General features: G+C 66.3%; 12 protein-coding genes and 1 pseudogene. 6 read left to right on the top strand and 7 right to left on the bottom strand.

Annotation, left to right across the window (positions count from 1 at the left end; all coding sequences use genetic code 11):
* Positions 1-33 precede the first annotated feature (33 nt).
* The 4 genes and pseudogenes from AC50YA_RS19600 (at position 34) to AC50YA_RS19615 (ending at position 4,191) form a co-directional block, all read left to right on the top strand.
* Positions 34-622, top strand: a pseudogene (locus tag AC50YA_RS19600) (DapH/DapD/GlmU-related protein).
* Between the two features lie 132 nt (positions 623-754).
* Entirely contained in the window at positions 755-1,783 is a 1,029-nt protein-coding gene (gene uriH / locus AC50YA_RS19605; RefSeq protein ID WP_494983872.1) for a uridine-preferring nucleoside hydrolase UriH, read from the top strand.
* On the top strand, positions 1,784-3,211 hold the full coding sequence (gene uriT / locus AC50YA_RS19610) for a uridine transporter UriT (protein ID WP_494983873.1): 1,428 nt from the start codon (positions 1,784-1,786) through the stop codon (positions 3,209-3,211).
* Positions 3,208-4,191, top strand: coding sequence for a ribokinase (locus AC50YA_RS19615; protein ID WP_494983874.1), 984 nt, complete (start codon positions 3,208-3,210; stop codon positions 4,189-4,191). Before uriT ends, AC50YA_RS19615 begins: the two co-directional genes overlap by 4 nt.
* A gap of 87 nt (positions 4,192-4,278) precedes the next feature.
* On the opposite strand, the gene AC50YA_RS19620 is transcribed toward AC50YA_RS19615, so the two are convergent.
* Both AC50YA_RS19620 and AC50YA_RS19625 read right to left on the bottom strand, forming a co-directional pair.
* Entirely contained in the window at positions 4,279-5,238 is a 960-nt protein-coding gene (locus AC50YA_RS19620; protein ID WP_494983875.1) for a polysaccharide deacetylase family protein, read from the bottom strand.
* Positions 5,239-5,282: 44 nt separating this feature from the next.
* On the bottom strand, positions 5,283-6,812 hold the full coding sequence (locus AC50YA_RS19625) for a purine-cytosine permease family protein (protein ID WP_494983876.1): 1,530 nt from the start codon (positions 6,810-6,812) through the stop codon (positions 5,283-5,285).
* Between the two features lie 107 nt (positions 6,813-6,919).
* Here AC50YA_RS19625 and AC50YA_RS19630 point away from each other — a divergent pair, with 107 nt between their 5' ends.
* Complete coding sequence (locus AC50YA_RS19630) at positions 6,920-8,461, top strand: helix-turn-helix domain-containing protein (protein WP_494983877.1); 1,542 nt, start codon at positions 6,920-6,922, stop codon at positions 8,459-8,461.
* 128 nt (positions 8,462-8,589) lie between these two features.
* Positions 8,590-9,549 (top strand): DUF559 domain-containing protein, encoded by a 960-nt coding sequence (locus tag AC50YA_RS19635; RefSeq protein WP_494983878.1) that lies wholly within the window; start codon positions 8,590-8,592, stop codon positions 9,547-9,549.
* A 229-nt stretch (positions 9,550-9,778) separates the two neighbouring features.
* Here AC50YA_RS19635 and purU read toward each other — a convergent pair whose 3' ends face one another.
* The 5 genes from purU to AC50YA_RS19660 are packed head-to-tail and all read right to left on the bottom strand — an operon-like array spanning position 9,779 to position 16,034.
* Entirely contained in the window at positions 9,779-10,675 is an 897-nt protein-coding gene (purU, locus tag AC50YA_RS19640) for a formyltetrahydrofolate deformylase (protein ID WP_494983879.1), read from the bottom strand.
* A gap of 2 nt (positions 10,676-10,677) precedes the next feature.
* Entirely contained in the window at positions 10,678-12,051 is a 1,374-nt protein-coding gene (locus AC50YA_RS19645) for an L-serine ammonia-lyase (RefSeq protein ID WP_494983880.1), read from the bottom strand.
* Entirely contained in the window at positions 12,051-12,686 is a 636-nt protein-coding gene (locus AC50YA_RS19650; protein ID WP_494983881.1) for a sarcosine oxidase subunit gamma, read from the bottom strand. The genes AC50YA_RS19645 and AC50YA_RS19650 overlap by 1 nt, the downstream gene beginning before the upstream one ends.
* A complete protein-coding gene (locus tag AC50YA_RS19655; protein ID WP_494983882.1) occupies positions 12,679-15,627 on the bottom strand; it encodes a 2Fe-2S iron-sulfur cluster-binding protein in 2,949 nt (982 codons plus the stop codon). Before AC50YA_RS19655 ends, AC50YA_RS19650 begins: the two co-directional genes overlap by 8 nt.
* The gene (locus AC50YA_RS19660) at positions 15,624-16,034 is read right to left on the bottom strand and encodes a sarcosine oxidase subunit delta (RefSeq protein ID WP_494983883.1); all 411 of its coding nucleotides are present in this window, start codon (positions 16,032-16,034) and stop codon (positions 15,624-15,626) included. Before AC50YA_RS19660 ends, AC50YA_RS19655 begins: the two co-directional genes overlap by 4 nt.
* Positions 16,035-16,043: the final 9 nt, after the last annotated feature.

Genomic DNA, 16,043 nt, shown 5'->3' on the forward strand with positions numbered 1-16,043 from the left:
ACACGCGTGACGAGCTTTGACTGAAAGGACACCATGGAACTCGCCGATCTCCTTGATGCGCTGAATGCCGGACACACCGTTACCGGGGACTCGCCGTTGCATGAGGTCATGCACCGGGTCAGCCAGGATGCCCTGCGCATCACTGGCGAACTCAATGGCGGATATCAGGAACCGGTGCGGGTACGTGAGCTGTTAGCTCAGCTGACCGGCAAGCCGGTTGACGAATCTGTGACGGTTTTTCCGCCCTTCTACTCCGACTTCGGGAAGAACATCTCCCTCGGGGAACGGATCTTCATCAATTCCGGGTGCAAGTTTCAGGACCAGGGCGGTGTGGTCATCGGGGACGACTGTCTGATCGGGCACAACGTGGTGATAGCCACGCTCAACCACGACCTCATGCCGAGCCGTCGCGCGGACATGCACCCGGCCCCTGTGGTCATTGGCCGCAATGTTTGGATCGGGGCCAACGCCACAATTCTGCCGGGCGTGACGATCGGGTGATGATGCTGTCGTTGCGGCTGCGGCTGCGGCTGCGGCTGCGTCCGTGGTCACGAGGGACGTACCAGAAAGTGCCATTGTTGTGGGGTCGCCTGCACGAGTAGTGCGCTCGCTAGCCAACTGAGGCCACACGGGTCCGAAGGCGCCCACCGAGACATCAAGCGCTTGACGTGCAAACGTCAAGCGCTTGACGCATGCTCCGGGCAGGTGTCATGATCACTCTGAATACTTTCGCCCACTGCTCCGGCAGGCCCCAATGACGTGGAGATTTAACGTGGAATCCAAACCGATGAAACCCGCCCCCAAGAAAATCATTCTTGACTGCGACCCCGGGCATGACGACGCCGTGGCCATCCTGCTCGCGCACGGCAACCCGGACATTGAACTGCTGGCCGTCACCACCGTGGTGGGCAACCAGACGCTCGAAAAGGTCACCCGGAACGCGCTCGCCGTCGGGACCATCGCCGGCATCACCGGCGTTCCTTTTGCCGCCGGATGCGGCCGGCCTCTGGTCCGCACCATCGAAACCGCACCGTCCATCCACGGCGAGACGGGCATGGACGGCCCCGCGCAGCCCGAGTCCACCATCGAACTAGACCCGCGCCACGCCGTCGACCTCATCATTGACACCGTGATGGCCCACGAACCGGGCACTGTCACCCTCGTTCCCACCGGCGGCCTCACCAACATCGCGCTGGCAGCCCGCAAGGAACCGCGCATCGTGGAACGCGTTAAGGAAGTTGTCCTCATGGGCGGCGGCTACCACGTGGGAAACTGGAGCGCCGTGGCCGAATTCAACATCATCATCGACCCCGAAGCCGCCCACATCGTCTTCAACGAAAAATGGCCCGTGGTGATGGTGGGCCTGGACCTTACCCACCAGGCACTCGCCACTCCGGACGTGGTGGAGAAGATTGCGGCGGTGGGTACCGGACCCGCCAGGTTTGTGATGGAACTGATGGAGTTCTTCACCCAGACCTACAAGGACGCCCAGGGCTTTGATTTCCCGCCCGTCCACGATCCCTGCGCCGTGGCCTACGTGATCGATCCCAGCATCGTCACCACCCGCAAGGTTCCGGTGGATATCGAACTGCAGGGTACGCTGACGCTCGGCATGACCGTGGCCGATTTCCGCGCCCCCGCACCGGACGACTGCACCACCTCCGTGGCCGTTGACCTGGACCATACCCGTTTCTGGGACCTCGTCACGGATGCCCTCGTGCGCATCGGCGAACCGGCCGTTCTTGAAGCGGCAGGCCTTGCAGCAGCCACGGGAGGCAAGTAAATGAGTGCCACCCTCACCGAGGCAAAGACCAGCCGCGGCAACGTCACCGCCCTGATGATTGCCCTGCTGGCGGCGTGCGTTGCCTTCCAGCTCAACGCGTCCATGCTCAGCCCGGCCCTGGTCACCATGGGCAAGGAACTCCAGACCGACCAAGCAACGATCGGCCTCTCCCAGACCTGGTTCTTCACCGCGGCCGCCCTGTTCTCCCTCTTCCTGCCCCGCCTGAGCGACATCATCGGACGCAAGAAAATCCTGATCGGCATGATGCTCCTGATGGCCGTCGGATCCGTCATTGCGGCCATGGCCCCCGACGTGACCTGGCTCTTTGTGGGCCGCATCATCCAGGGCGTCAGCGGCCCCACCGTGCCGTTGTGCCTGATCATGCTGCGCTCCGCCGTCAGTAACCCGCGCAAATACGGGACGCTCATGGGCCTCATTACGGCCGTAAACGGCGGCGTCGCCGGCGTCGACTCCTTTGTGGGCGGCTACTTCGCCGAGCACTTCGGGTTCCGCAGCATCTTCTGGCTCATGGTGGTCCTGGCCCTCGTCGCCACGGCCCTGATCGCCTTCCTCGCCGGCGAGAGCAAGCCGGCCGCCGGCACCTCCATGGACTGGCTGGGTGTGTTCTTCATCGTTGTCGCCGTGGGTGCCCTCCTCACGGCCCTCAACGAGGGCTCCAAGCTGGTGGGCGCTTTCGCCCCCGGGACGCTCATGCTGGCCGTCGGGCTGGTGGTGGTTGCCGCCGTCGCGTTCTACTGCTTCTGGACCGTGGAAAAGCGCGCCAAACAGCCCATGGTGGAAACCGTCCACCTGGGCCAGCGCTCCACCTGGGCGCCGCTGCTGACCACCACGCTGACCATGACCGGTATCTTCGCCGTCATCAACGGGATCGTGCCGGCGTACGTGCAGGCGGCGGACCCGGGATTCGGCATCGGCCCGACCGAAATGTCGCTCATCATCCTCACCCCGTACGCCCTGCTCGGCTGGCTGGTGGGTCCCATCAGCGGCAGGCTCGCGCCGGTGCTCGGCTACACCAAGGTCCTGCGCATCGGCATGCTGGGCAGCATCGCCGCGCTGGCCATCATCGCGTTCTTCGGCCTCAGCAGCCTGCCCATGATGATCGCCGGAACGGTCTTGCTGGGCATCATGTACGCCGGTACGGTCAACATCATGCTGAACGGACTCGGAGTTGTCCTCTCACCCGCCGGAAACCCGGGATTCCTGCCCGGCATGAACGCGGGCGCCTTCAACCTGGGCGCCGGCCTGAGCTTCCTGGTGCTGCCCGCCGTGCTGGTGGCCACCTCGGCCCTCGGCGACGCCAAAGCGTCCTACCTCTCCGTGGTTGTGACGGGCCTGGTCATCACGGTGGCCGCGTTCGCCGCATCGCTCCTCATCCCCAAGCCCGTCGAGGCCGAGGTGACCGAATGACTTCCGCAACAGCCGGCTCCCAAGGCCGGATCGTCGTCGTCGGGTCCCTGAACGCGGACCTGACCATCTATTGCGAGCGGCTGCCGCTGCCCGGTGAGACGGTGCACGGCAACGGTTTCGCCGTAAACCCGGGTGGCAAGAGCGCCAACCAGGCCGTCGCCGCCAGCCTGCTGGGCGGGGCCGTCAGCCTGGTAGGTGCCGTCGGGGTGGACGCCAACGGTGACATGCTCCTGTCATCGGCCGCCGGCGCCGGGGTGGACATCTCCGGCGTGCGGACCTCAATGACTGAGGCCACCGGCGTCGCCGTCATCGCCGTGGACGCCAACGGCGAGAACAACATCATCATTTCGGCCGGAGCCAACGGCACCCTGTCCCCGGCGGACGTCGCCGCCGCGGCGGAAACGTTCGACGGCGCCGCGGTGGTCTGTCTCTGCCTGGAGGTCAGCCTTGACACGGTTGAGGCCGCCGCCCGGGCAGGGCACGACGCCGGCGCTACAGTTCTGCTGAATCTCTCGCCTTACGCGGAAATCCCGCAGCAGCTGGCGGACCTGACCGACGTCCTGCTGGTCAACGCCCATGAGGCGTCGCTGTTCCTTGGCTCCGCCGCAATTCCCGGCAGCGACGCCGAAGCTGGGGACTGGGAAGCGGTCAGGCTGCGCTTCGCCGAACGGGGGCTCCAGCGGGTCCTGGTCACGTTGGGGGCCCACGGCTCCGTGGTGCTGGATTCGCTGGCCGTTCCCGGGCAGCAGCTGATCCGGGTGGCACCCATCAAGGTCAAGGCCGTGGATACCACCGGCGCCGGCGACGCCTTCACGGGGGCGGTGGCAGCCCGCCTCGCAGCCGGCGCGCCACTCGCTGACGCCGCCGCCTTCGCCTCGATTGCCGCCGCGCTGGCCACCACCCGCAAGGGAACGCAGGCAGCCTATCCGGAAGTGGCGGACGTGGAGCGTGTGCTCGCTTCGGGTGCCCGCTCTCTGTGACGTACTGACCCAAATGCAGGAAACGCCGACGGCGACAGGTGACTGTCGCCGTCGGCGTTTCCCGTTTTAGGGGTTGCGGAGCCGGGGTTACCGGCTGTGGCTGCCGGCCGGTTTCTGCTGCCGGACCGCGGCCGGCGTGAACCGGGCTCCCGTGTCCGGGAAGGAAGGGACCTCAATCCGGGCGTGGGTGTGGACCGCCTCGACGGTCCTGCGGGTGTGCTCGGCGATCTGCTCCATGGTGGTGACCCACATGCCGTCCATTGATTTCACGCGGTCAATCAGCTTTTCCAGGGCAACGGCCTTGGACGGCCGCCCCGAGATGAACGGGTGGTTGGTCAGGACAAAGCAGCTGCCCTGGGCGTGGTGTGCCTCCGCCTCCAGGGTCCACATTTCCAGGACCTTGGCCGGGCTTTCGATGACGCCGCTGCCGGTGACCCCGGGGTAGAACGCGTACTGTTCCCAGTCGTCCAGGGTCCAGTCAACCGGGATCTCCACGATGTCCCTGTTATCGCCCGGGGCGACGCTGAAGCGGTACGGTACGTCGCCGTCGAGCAGGCTCGAATCGTAGAGGAAGCCGCGGTCCGCCAGGAGCGCCGGGGAGTGCCAGTTCAGTTCCCACCACGGCGCGCGGTACCCCACCGGTTCCACGCCGACCTTCGCGAGGGCCTCCAGCCCGCGCTCGATGTACCGGGCCTCGGTCTCGGCGTCAATCCCCTGCATGGGTTCGTGCAGGTACCCGTGGTGGGCCACCTCGTGCCCGGCGTCCACGATGCGCCGGACCGTGTCCGGGTAGCAGTCTGCCGTGAAGCCTGGAACGAAGAAGGTGGCCCGGATGTCCTGCCGCTGGAGAATCTGAAGCAGCCGCGGGACCGCCACCTTGGGCCCGTAGGACTGGTGGGTCATCAGGGACATCCGGCGCGTGCTCTTCGGATCGTGGGCGATGGTGCAGGATTCGGCGTCGACGTCGAATGTGAACGAGGCTGCTGCCCGCTTACCCTCAGGCCAGGCGATGGGATGGGCGGAATCCGGGAATGCTTCAAAGGTCATGTCTGGTTTCCTTGAGTTTCAGTGTCCGGCAGAGTGTCGGTGTTTCAGAGTCCGGCGGGAGCGCTGGGCTGGGTGGCGAAGCCCAGGTCGGCAGTCGCCTGGTGCACAGTGGCGGCCGGCAGGGCGGAGTCAAGGTATCTGCGGTGGAACCTCGGGCCAAGGACGGCGTAGCTGCCGGCGCTCGCAAGACCGCCTGCGAGCCAGGAGAGGTCCCAGCCGCCCAGGGCCACGGCAATGGGGCCCTGCATCGCCGGAACGAGTCCGTACATAAACAGCCAGGTGGCGAAGATGCCGATCAGGAGGGAGACGACGCCGGCCCAGTTGACGCCGGGGAGGCGCTTGGTGCCCACGGCATCGAAGAGCCTGTCCGGGTTGCCCGGCCAACGCTTCTCAAGCCAGAAGTAGTGGACCAGCATGACTCCGCCCCAGGCGGCAACCCAGGCTACGAGCCCGATGAGCCACGCGTCCAGGACTGCGGCGAAGTCTTCCTGGAAGATGAAGAATACGACGGCGGCGAGGGAGAAAACACCGACGAACAGGTTGAGCTTGCGTCGGCTGATAGTGATGTCCAGCGACTGGGTTGCGACCGAGAAGGTGTAGATGTTCAGGATGTTGGTGGCGATGGGGCCGTGCAGCACCATCAGCAGCACCGGCAGTGCGAGGACGCCGAAGTTCTGGACGATGAGCTTGCCGGGGTCGATTTCACCGCTGTTGGTGGCCAGGCTGGCGCCGAGGATTCCCAGCCACACCACCGGGATGAACTGGCCCAGGACGGATGCCAGGTAGACCTTGCGCTTGGGAACTTCGGTGCTCACAAACCGGGAGTAGTCGGCGGCGTAGGTGAACCAGGTGATGCCCCAGCCGATGCCGATGGCGGTCATCACGGCGCTCATGGCCGCGATCCGTTCGGAACCTTCCAGGATGTTGCCGGCGGGGCCGGCGTAGCCCCAGTCGATCTTCATGCCGAACCAGGCGACGGCCGACATCACGGCCAGGATGATGATGGTGGGCGGGACGGTCCACTTTTCGAAAGCCGCGATGGCCTTGTAGCCGAACCAGGCGATGGCAACCTGGGCAGCCATGATGGTGGTGGCAACGCCGATCTTCCAGCCGTAGTTGTGTGCTGTGGGATCCACCCAGCCGAGCGTGCCGAAAAGGGCCATGACCAGGTCCAGGATGATCCACGTGTTGACCGCGCACCAGCCGATCACCAGGAGCGCCTGGATAGCGGCCGGCAGGTAGTTGCCCCGGCGGCCGAAGGCGGCACGGGCCAGGACCATGCCGGTGGCGCCGGTCTTTTGGCCGAGGAGTACAAAGCAGCCAAAGAGCAGCATGCCGATCAGGTTGCCCAGCACCAGGACGATGACGGTATCCGCGAAACCCAGCCCCAAGTGGATTCCGAGGGCACCCAGCACCCAGTTGATGGGCGCCAGGTTGGCGCCGGCCCAGATCCAGAACTGTCCGGAGACCTTGTGTGTCCGCTGGGATTCGGGGATCGGCTGGAGCCAGGCTTCGCAATCCTCGGTCGGCGTCATTGCCGATCCCGGCTGCGTTGTGGAGAGGTTGTCGTGCATGGGGGAGCCTCCATAGGTGAAAGGGATAGATCCAGATTATGTGCGCCAGGCCACATGCACCACATACAATGTGTCTTGAAGTTTATGAGAAAACGCGACGGAGTGTCATGCCCATACGCCTGCAGGATGTTTTGAAACATTCCACCCTCACCCCCGCGGATCCCGTGATCCGTGCCGCGGCGGCCATTGCGGCCCAGACGCAGCTGCGCTGGATTCATTCCAGTGAGGTATTGGACATTGCCCCGTTGCTTGGCGGCGGTGAACTGTTGCTCACCGGCGGCCAGGCCCTCGCCACGGCAACGGATAAGCGGCGTATTGGCTACATCTGGGAGCTGGCGGAACGTGGAGTGGCTGCGCTGGCCATCGAGACGGGTACCGAGCTGCCGTCCATTCCGTCCTCGATGGTGGCAGCAGCTGAAGCCGCCGGGCTTCCCTTGATAGAGCTTCGCAAAGTGGTGCCCTTTGTCGGCGTCATGGAAGCGATCAACTCGCTGCTTGTGAGCGAGTCAGCTGCCCACTTGCAGCGGGCTGACCAGGCCAGCCATGCCATGGCGGTGGAGCTGGCCCATGGCGGCAGTCTTGATCGGATCCTCGCTGTCCTGGCGGACGCTACCGGCGCGGAAGTTGTCCTGACGTCCACCGCGGGCGCCCCGCTGGCCAGTGCGCTGCCGGCTGATCATGCGGAGGAGCAGGAACCCGCAGCGTCCAGCGAGGCCGCGCCGGATCGTGCTCGAATCATCCAGGTTGACGTGTCCGTGCGTGGCATCCCTTCAGCCCGCCTCACCCTTCACGCCCTGGCGGGCGCCGATGTGAACCTGGCGAGGATCGCTGGGAACCGCTCGGTGGACATTCTGGCGTTGGCCCTGTTGCAGCGCATGCCCCCGGGCCTGAAGGAGATGGCGGGTGCGGCGCTGATCCGCGCCGTCGATTCAGGAACTCAAAACTGGCGGCTTCAGCAGCTCGCCCCGGCTGCCGGGATCCCGTTGTCCGCGCAGGTGGTGGCCGTTGTGGTTCGTTCCCCTGGCTCCAGGCAACCCCGGATGGCGGTGGAGCACCTGCTGGAGCGGGTGGGACATCACAGTGCAAGCTACGCCGACAACGCGGAACTGTTGGCGCTGGCCGTCCTGCGCCCCGGCAAGTTGCAAGAGGACCGGGACGCAATTGTTGCCGGTCTGCAGTCGCTTGCATTGCCGGAGGGAACAGTCAGCGCCGTCGGTCCGGTGGCCGCCGGAATCTCCGCCGCACCATGGTCCCTGACGGAAGCCCGGCTGACACTGGACCTTGCAGCGGGTGCCGAGCCGCGCACGGCCGGGCCCGGACAGTCCGGAGCGGTACTCGACTCCGAGGCGTTCGCGGTGGAGCGGCTCGCGTTCCATTCCTTGGATGACACCGAGCGAACGGACTTTGTCAGCCAGCAGCTCGGTGCCCTCCTGGTCCACGATGCCCAACGAAATTCCGCGCTGGTTGAGACGCTGCGGGTGTGGCTGGATTCAGGGTGCAACACGGCGCAGGCCGCGCGTGAGCTGCACCTGGAGCGGCAGTCCATGCATCAGCGACTGCAGCGGATCTTCTCCCACTGCGGCGGCGATCCCCGCGGAACGGGCAGGCTCGCCGCGCTGCACCTGGCCACCCGGCTCGCCGCACTGTAGCCCCGACCCGGAAAACGCTCTTTCACTTAATGTGGGTTTTTGGGCGATCCTCTCGCACTTCCTGCAGCCAAATAGCCACCTGTGGATAACTTCTGCAGCATCACACTGTTTCGGGTCACAATGCCAGCATGCGAAAGCAAGATTTTCTGCCCCAGCCGTTAGCGACGGCTCCGTTCACCATCGGCTCAGCTCTGACCTCCGGCGTCACTTTGAACCGGCTTCGCCGGAAGGATGTAGTCAACGTGGGCCGCGGTCTCTACCGCCCCACGGACTGGGACTTTGATCTGGAAGGCGCCGCCAGGGCTCTGTCGGCTGCGTCGCCCGGAGCCTGGATCTCACACGTTACCGCGGCCCGGCTTCGGTGCCAGCTGCTGCCTCCCTGGCTTGCGGATTCCACAGAGCTTCATCTGAGCAAACCGCGTTCGCTGCCGTCGGTTCGCCGGAAGGGCGTGTTCGGCCACACCGTCCTGACACGGGACGACGAGATCGAACTGATCGACGGCATCCGCATGAGCACACGGTCCCGGACTTGGCTCGATTTGGCACGAACCCTGCCGCTCAAAGACCTGGTGAGCATGGGTGATGAACTGATCCGCATCCCGCGGGTGGATTTCGAGGGACGGACGCAGTCCTACGACACGATGGCGGGGCTGCGCATGCTGGTGGGACGCCACCCGAATCTCCAAGGCATCGTCCGGGCCCGTGAAGCGTTGGATCTGATGCGTGTGGGTGCTGACTCCGCACCCGAGTCGCTGCTTCGGTTGGCTATCGCCGACGCCGGGCTGCCCGAGCCCGAACTCCAGGTGCCATTGCGCGCCGGAGACGCGCGATCGCCGTCGGCCGATCTCGGCTACCGTCATCGCCGGCTCGCAATACAGTACGACGGCGGACATCACCTCGGTGACGCACAGATCCTCAGCGACAGGAGACGAGATAGGGCGTTCGAATCAGCTGGCTGGACGGTTCTTGTTTTCGACAAGATCGATCTTGCTGACGATTTTCAGCGTGCAGTCACAAAAATCAAACGGGCGCTGCGCAACGGCTGGCTTGACCACCCCCACGCTGCTGGTTTTGCCAGCAGCGACTGAGCTTCCACGGAAACGTGCGTAACCCGGATGGCTCTTAATGCCGCGACGCTCCCTCACCGGGGTGAGAGAGCGTCACGTAAAACCCACATTAAGTGAGAGGGCGTCACGTAAAAACCCACATTAAGTGAGAGAGGATCGCCCGAAAAGCTGCAGAAAGTGAGAGAGCGTCCTGGGGGAGGGGGAGGGGGAGGGGGAGGGGGAGGGGCAGGGGCGGACGGGGGGGTAGAGCTTAGCGGAGCACTACCGTCCTGTTGCCCTGCAGGATGACCCGGCCCTCGCAGTGCCAGCGCACGGCGTTGCTGAGCGCCTTGCACTCGGTGTCCCGGCCGGCGGCAACCAGGTCTTCGGGACCGTAGGTGTGGTCCACTTCCACAGTCTGCTGGGAGATGATCGGGCCTTCATCGAGCTCGGCATTCACATAATGGGCAGTTGCCCCCACTGTTTTCACGCCGCGCGCGTAGGCCTGGTGGTAGGGCTTGGCGCCCTTGAAGCTGGGCAGGAACGAGTGGTGGATGTTGATGGCGCGCCCGTCGAGTTTGCGGGTGAGGTCGTCGCTGAGCACCTGCATGTAGCGGGCCAGCACCACCAGCTCCACGTCGAACGTGTCCACGAGTTCCAGCAGCCGGGCCTCGGCGGCCGGCTTGGTGGCGGCGGTGACCGGCACGTGGAAGAACGGGATGCCGTGCCATTCCACCAGGCCCTGGTGGTCCGTGTGGTTGGAGACCACGGCCGCGATCTCCACCGGAAGCTCGCCGGTCCTGGCACGGAACAGCAGGTCGTTGAGGCAATGACCGAACTTGGACACCATGATCAGCACGCGGCGCTTGGAACCGATCCGCTCCAGCCGCCAGCTCATCCCGAACCGCGCGGCCACCGGGCCAAAAGCGGAACGCAACGTGTCCGCAGTGGAGGTATCGCCGTCGGACGCGAAGTGCACCCGCATAAAAAAGTGCGCCTCCGACCGTTCGCCGAACTGCTTGCTGTCCACGATGTCGCAGCCATGCTCCAGCAGGAAGCCGGAGACGGCGTGGACAATCCCGGGCTGCTCCGCGCAATCCAAAGTCAGGACGTGTTCCACGGTGGTGACAGGCAACGGAAGGGGCTTTTCAGTCTGAATGTCGGTCATGGCTAGCACTCGATCACGTTGACGGCGAGGCCTCCGCGGGAGGTCTCCTTGTATTTGGTTTTCATGTCCGCTCCTGTCTCACGCATGGTTTTGATGGCCTTATCCAGCGACACCTTGTGGCTGCCGTCCCCGTGGAGGGACAGCCGCGCGGCGTTGATGGCTTTCACGCTGGCGATGGCGTTCCGTTCGATGCAGGGGATCTGCACCAGGCCGCCCACCGGATCGCAGGTCAGCCCGAGGTTGTGTTCGATCCCCACTTCGGCGGCGTTTTCCACCTGCTCCGGCGTGCCGCCCAGGACCTCGCACAGGCCCGCGGCCGCCATGGAGCAGGCAGAGCCCACCTCGCCCTGGCAGCCCACTTCAGCGCCGGAGATCGAGGCGTTGATCTTGAAAAGAATCCCGACGGCGGCTGCCGCGAGGAGGAAGCGGACCACACCGTCGTCGTCGGCTCCCGGAACAAACTTCATGTAGTAGTGCAGCACGGCAGGCACGATGCCCGCCGCGCCGTTGGTGGGGGCGGTGACGATCCGCCCGCCGGCGGCGTTTTCCTCGTTGACGGCGAGTGCAAACAGGTTCACCCATTCCATGGCGCGGAAGGGGTCGGTGACGCCGGTATCAGCGGTCAGCGTGCGGAATAACGACGGCGCCCGGCGCCTGACGTTCAACCCGCCGGGAAGGATCCCTTCCGCGGCGCAGCCGTTGTCCACACATTCGCGCATGACTGCCCAGAGTCCCAGCAGCTTTTCACGGAGTTCCGCCTCGCTGCGCCACACCAGCTCGTTGGCGAGCATCACGTCCGAGATGGACATGCTTTCGCGGCGGCAGATCGCCAGGAGTTCGTCGGCGGTGGTGAAGTTGTACGGCAGCACGGTGTCATCAGCCACCACGCGTTCGCCGGCGTCGGCATCGCCGTCCACCACAAAGCCGCCGCCGATGGAGTAGAAACTCCGTTCGCTGAGGACGGCGCCGGCGTGGTCCAGAGCCCGGAACGTCATGCCGTTGGGGTGGGCGGGCAGGGATTTGCGGCGGTGCAGCAGCACGTCCTCGTCCCAGTTGAAGTCCACCCGGTGGTCCCCGCAGATCCTGAGTTCGGCGTCGAGAGCGGCGGCGGCCACTTGGTCGTCGGCGGTGGAGGTGTCCACCGTCTCCGGGTCCAGGCCCTGCAGGCCCAGCACCACCGCCTTGTCGGAGCCGTGGCCCCGGCCGGTGGCTCCGAGCGAGCCGAACAGCTCGGCCTGGACCCGGGTGGTTGAGCTCAGGAGCCCGCCGCCCTTAAGCCCGTCGGCGAACAGCTTTGCCGCCCGCATCGGGCCCACCGTGTGCGAAGACGAGGGCCCGATGCCAACCGAAAACAGGTCCAGGGCGCTCAGCGCCATCAGGGCACCTCGGGGGAAGCGAACTCCCTCATGGCGTCCAGGAGCCACCGGCCCAGGAAGTCCGCGAACGAGGCCCGGGGGAAGAGTCGGAAGCTCTCCCCGCCGGTCTTCTGCAGGACCACCGGGATGTTGCCGATCTCCGTGGACAGGGCTGCTCCCGGGGTGAAGCTGCGCGGGTGCAGGTCCAGGGCGCAGCCCTTTTCCAGGACCGCACGGGCCCGCGGCCCGGAAAGCTCGAACGTGGTGCGGTTCGCGGAGAGGTCCACCACCTGGCCGGGAGCGTCGCCCAGCGCGTCCACGAGGGAGCCGATGAGGTCACCGCCCAGGGAATCGTGGTCCTCTTCCGGTGCCACCACCAGGAACTCGGATGGTCCCAGCCAGAGGACGGTGACGCGGTCCGTGCCGCCCACGTCGCCGCAGCGTGCCGGCAGGCCGCCGGCAACGGCGGCAATCCGTGCGCCTTCCTCGGAGCGGGGGTCCACGCGGACGCCGGCCATGGTCTGGAACGGGCCCTCTTTCAGTACCACCGTTCCCTGGATGGAGCCGGCCGCCAGGGCCGCGGCCAGGTGCGAGGCCGGGCTGCGGCGGATCTCCCGGAGTCCATTGATGCCATTGATTGCTGCTGTGTTAGCCATCTTTGCGGGTCCCTTCGGGGTCAAAAAGTACGGTTTCTGCGACAACAACGTCAACCAGCTGGTCGCCGGCGGCGGCCACCAGCGTCTCGCCGATGCGGTTGCGGCCATTCTTGATCAGTGCCAGCGCGAAGGATCTGCCCAGCGCGGCGCTGTGGTAGCTCGAGGTCACGAAGCCCTGCATGGGCACCGGGCCGTAGGCGGGGTTCGTGGCGATCCCCTTCTCCACGAGCTGGGTGCCTTCGGGCAGCCGCAGCGTCCCGTCCACGGGCAGGACACTGACCAGGTGCTTGCGGTCCGCGCGCTGGGCATCGGCCCTGGCGTAGGAGCGCTTGCCGATGAAGTCCTTGGCCTTCGATACCACCCATTCCATGCCGGCGTCCTGCGGCGTGACGGTCCCGTCGGTGTCCTGGCCGACGATCGGGTAGCCCTTCTCGGCGCGCAGCACGTGCATGGTTTCGGTCCCGTACGGGGTGATGTTGAACTCCGCCCCGGCCGCTGCCACGGCTTCCCAAGTGTTCAGCCCGTACCAGGACGGCACGTTGATCTCGTAGGCCAGTTCGCCGGAGAAGGAGATCCGGCAGATCCGCGCCTGGACGCCGGAGGCGAGGGTGGTTTCGCGGAACGTCATGAACGGGAAGGCTTCCGCCTCCAGCCCGCCGTCCGCCGCCGGCTCCGGCGCCAGTTTGGCGAGCACCGCCCGGGATTTAGGCCCGACGACGGCAATGGTGGTCCACTGTTCGGTCACCGAGGTGCAGTGCACGTCCAGCTCAGGCCATTCGGTCTGCAGCCATTCCTCCAGCCAGTCCAGCACCTTCGCGGCGCCGCCGGTGGTGGTGGTCATGAAGTACCGGTCCTCGTCCAGGCGCAGGGTCACGCCGTCGTCGAAAATCATGCCGTCCGCCATGCACATCACGCCGTAGCGGGCGGAACCCGGGGCGAGCTTCTTGAACGCGTTGGTGTAGATCCGGTTGAGGAATTCGCCGGCGTCCTTGCCCCGGATTTCGATCTTGCCGAGCGTGGTGGCGTCCATAAAGCCGACGGATTCGCGGACGGCGGCGCACTCGCGGAGCACGGCAGTGTCCATGTCCTCCACGGCCTGCGGGTAGTACCAGGGCCGCTTCCACTGCCCCACGTCCTCGAACAGTGCGCCCTTGGCCACGTGCCAGGGGTTGATGGATGTGACGCGGGCGGGGTCGAACAGTTCGCCGCGCTGGCGTCCGGCCAGGGCGGCGAAGGCCACCGGGGTGAACGGTGCGCGGTAGGTGGTGGTGCCGATGTCGCCGATGCCACGGGACGCTTCGCCGGCCTGGCGGAGCGCGGCGGCGATGACGCCGATCGCGTTGACGCCGGAGGTCTTGCCCTGGTCGTTGGCGGTGCTGATGGAGGTGTAGCGCTTGATGTGTTCCACGGACCGCATGCCGGCGCCGGTGGAGCGTAGGACGTCGGCCACGGACTGGTCGCGCTGGAAGTCCACAAAGTGGTGGTGCCAGTCATCGGGTGTGCCCGTCTGACCGGGGACCAGCCAGAGCTGGCGCGTGGGACCGGACGCCTTCGGCTCGCCGAACGGGGAAGGCTCGACGGCGGCACTGAAGCCCGCCACGATGGCGGCCGCCGCTCCGGCGGAGATGCCTTCAGCCAGGCAGTCCTGGAGTTCAAAGCTGCCGCGGCCGGAGCCAACGGTTTGCTGGTTCGGCACCACGGTGCTCGGCACGAACGCTGCCAGGTCCTCGTCCCAGCGCAGCTTGCCCTGCCGCTGCGAGTGGAGGTGGACCATAGGGCTCCAGCCGCCGGAGACTGCCAGCAGGTCGCAGGCGATTTCCTCGACGCCGGAGGTGAGTTCGCCGTCGTCGTTGATGCTGCGGACCGTCACGGCGTTTAGCCGGCCGGTGGCGCTGACCCCGGCGGCGGTGTCCGCCACAGCGCTGCCGATCAGCACCCGGGTGCCGGCTTCGACGGCGGCAGCTGCCACTTCAGTGAGGGCGGGACGGGCGTCCACCACGGCCTGGACCTTGACGCCGGCGGCGTGCAGGTCCGCGGCGAGGGCGTAGGCGCTGTCGTTGGTGGTGCTGATGACCACGCGCTGCCCAACGGCGACGGCGTAGCGGTTGAGGTAGCTGCGGACGGCCGAGGCGAGCATGATGCCGGGGCGGTCGTTGTTCTCGAAGACCAGGGGCCGTTCGTGGGCGCCGGGAGCCAGCACCACCTGATTAGCACGCACGTGCCAAATCCGCTGCCGGGATACGCCGGGGGCGGCCGGGCTGGACAGGTGGTCGGTGCGGTTCTGGACCGCGATGACGTAGTTGGCGTCGTAGGCGCCGAAGGCCGTGGTGCGGTTCAGGACGGTGCACTCGGCGCCGGACACGAGTTCGGCTTCCACGTCGGCCACCCATTCCAGGGCTGGCTTGCCTTCGATGGCCTCGGCCAGTCCGGGCGCAGTGGATCCGGACAGGAGCGCGCCGCCCAGTTCGGGCTGGTCGTCCATCAGCATCACGCGGGCACCGGTGCGGACCGCTTCGCGGGCGGCGGCCAGGCCGGCGGGGCCGCCGCCGATCACCAGGACGTCGGTGTGCACGTACTTCTTGTCGTATTCGGCCCGGTCTTCCTCGGGATCCAGGCGGCCCAGGCCGTTGAGCATGTCCGCATTCAAGCCGTCCACCAGGGTGACGGTGGTGGCGGGGAGCATGGACTCGGCGACGTGGCCGGGGAAACGGGGTTCCACCCTGACCAGCGCGTTGGCTTCCTCCACCCCGGCGGACATAATGCCGCGGGGCCGGTCCTCGTAGAGCGAGTTGCCGGCGGCGATCCGGCCGTTGGCGAGGAGTGCGGAGGCGAGCGTGTCGCCGGGGTGTCCGGTGAATTCCTCGCCGTCCACGGTGAAGCGCCAGGAGATGGTGCGGTCGATGCGTCCGCCGGCGGCGAGGCGGGCGTTCTGGGAAGTCACTTGGTTGCTCCTTCCGGGGCGGTGGTGCTGGAGGCGGTGATGCTGGTTGCGGAGGCCCGTTGCTCTATCAGTTGTGGTTGCTTCCGGGCCCCGATAGGGACAACAACTGATAGGGCATCAGGGGAGGTGCTGGCCGTGGCCGGCCGTTGCGCGCCCATCGGGTAGACGGCCTGGATGTCGTAGGTGACGGTGTCGCGGAGCATGTTGAACCACTGGCGGCAGCCGGTGCTGTGCAGCCAGCGCTCGGCGAAGGCGCCCTTGGTGTTGTCGCGGTAGAACAGGAATTCGGACCATTCGCCGTCGTTCAGCCCGCTGGGGTTTTCCGGGTAGGGCACGTGGGCCTGGCCGCCGTAGTGGAACTCGGTCTCGTCGCGCGAGCCGCAGTTGGGGCATGGGATAAGCAGCATGTGCGTCTT

The sequence above is a fragment of the Pseudarthrobacter sp. RHLT3-21 genome (genome assembly GCF_059383495.1).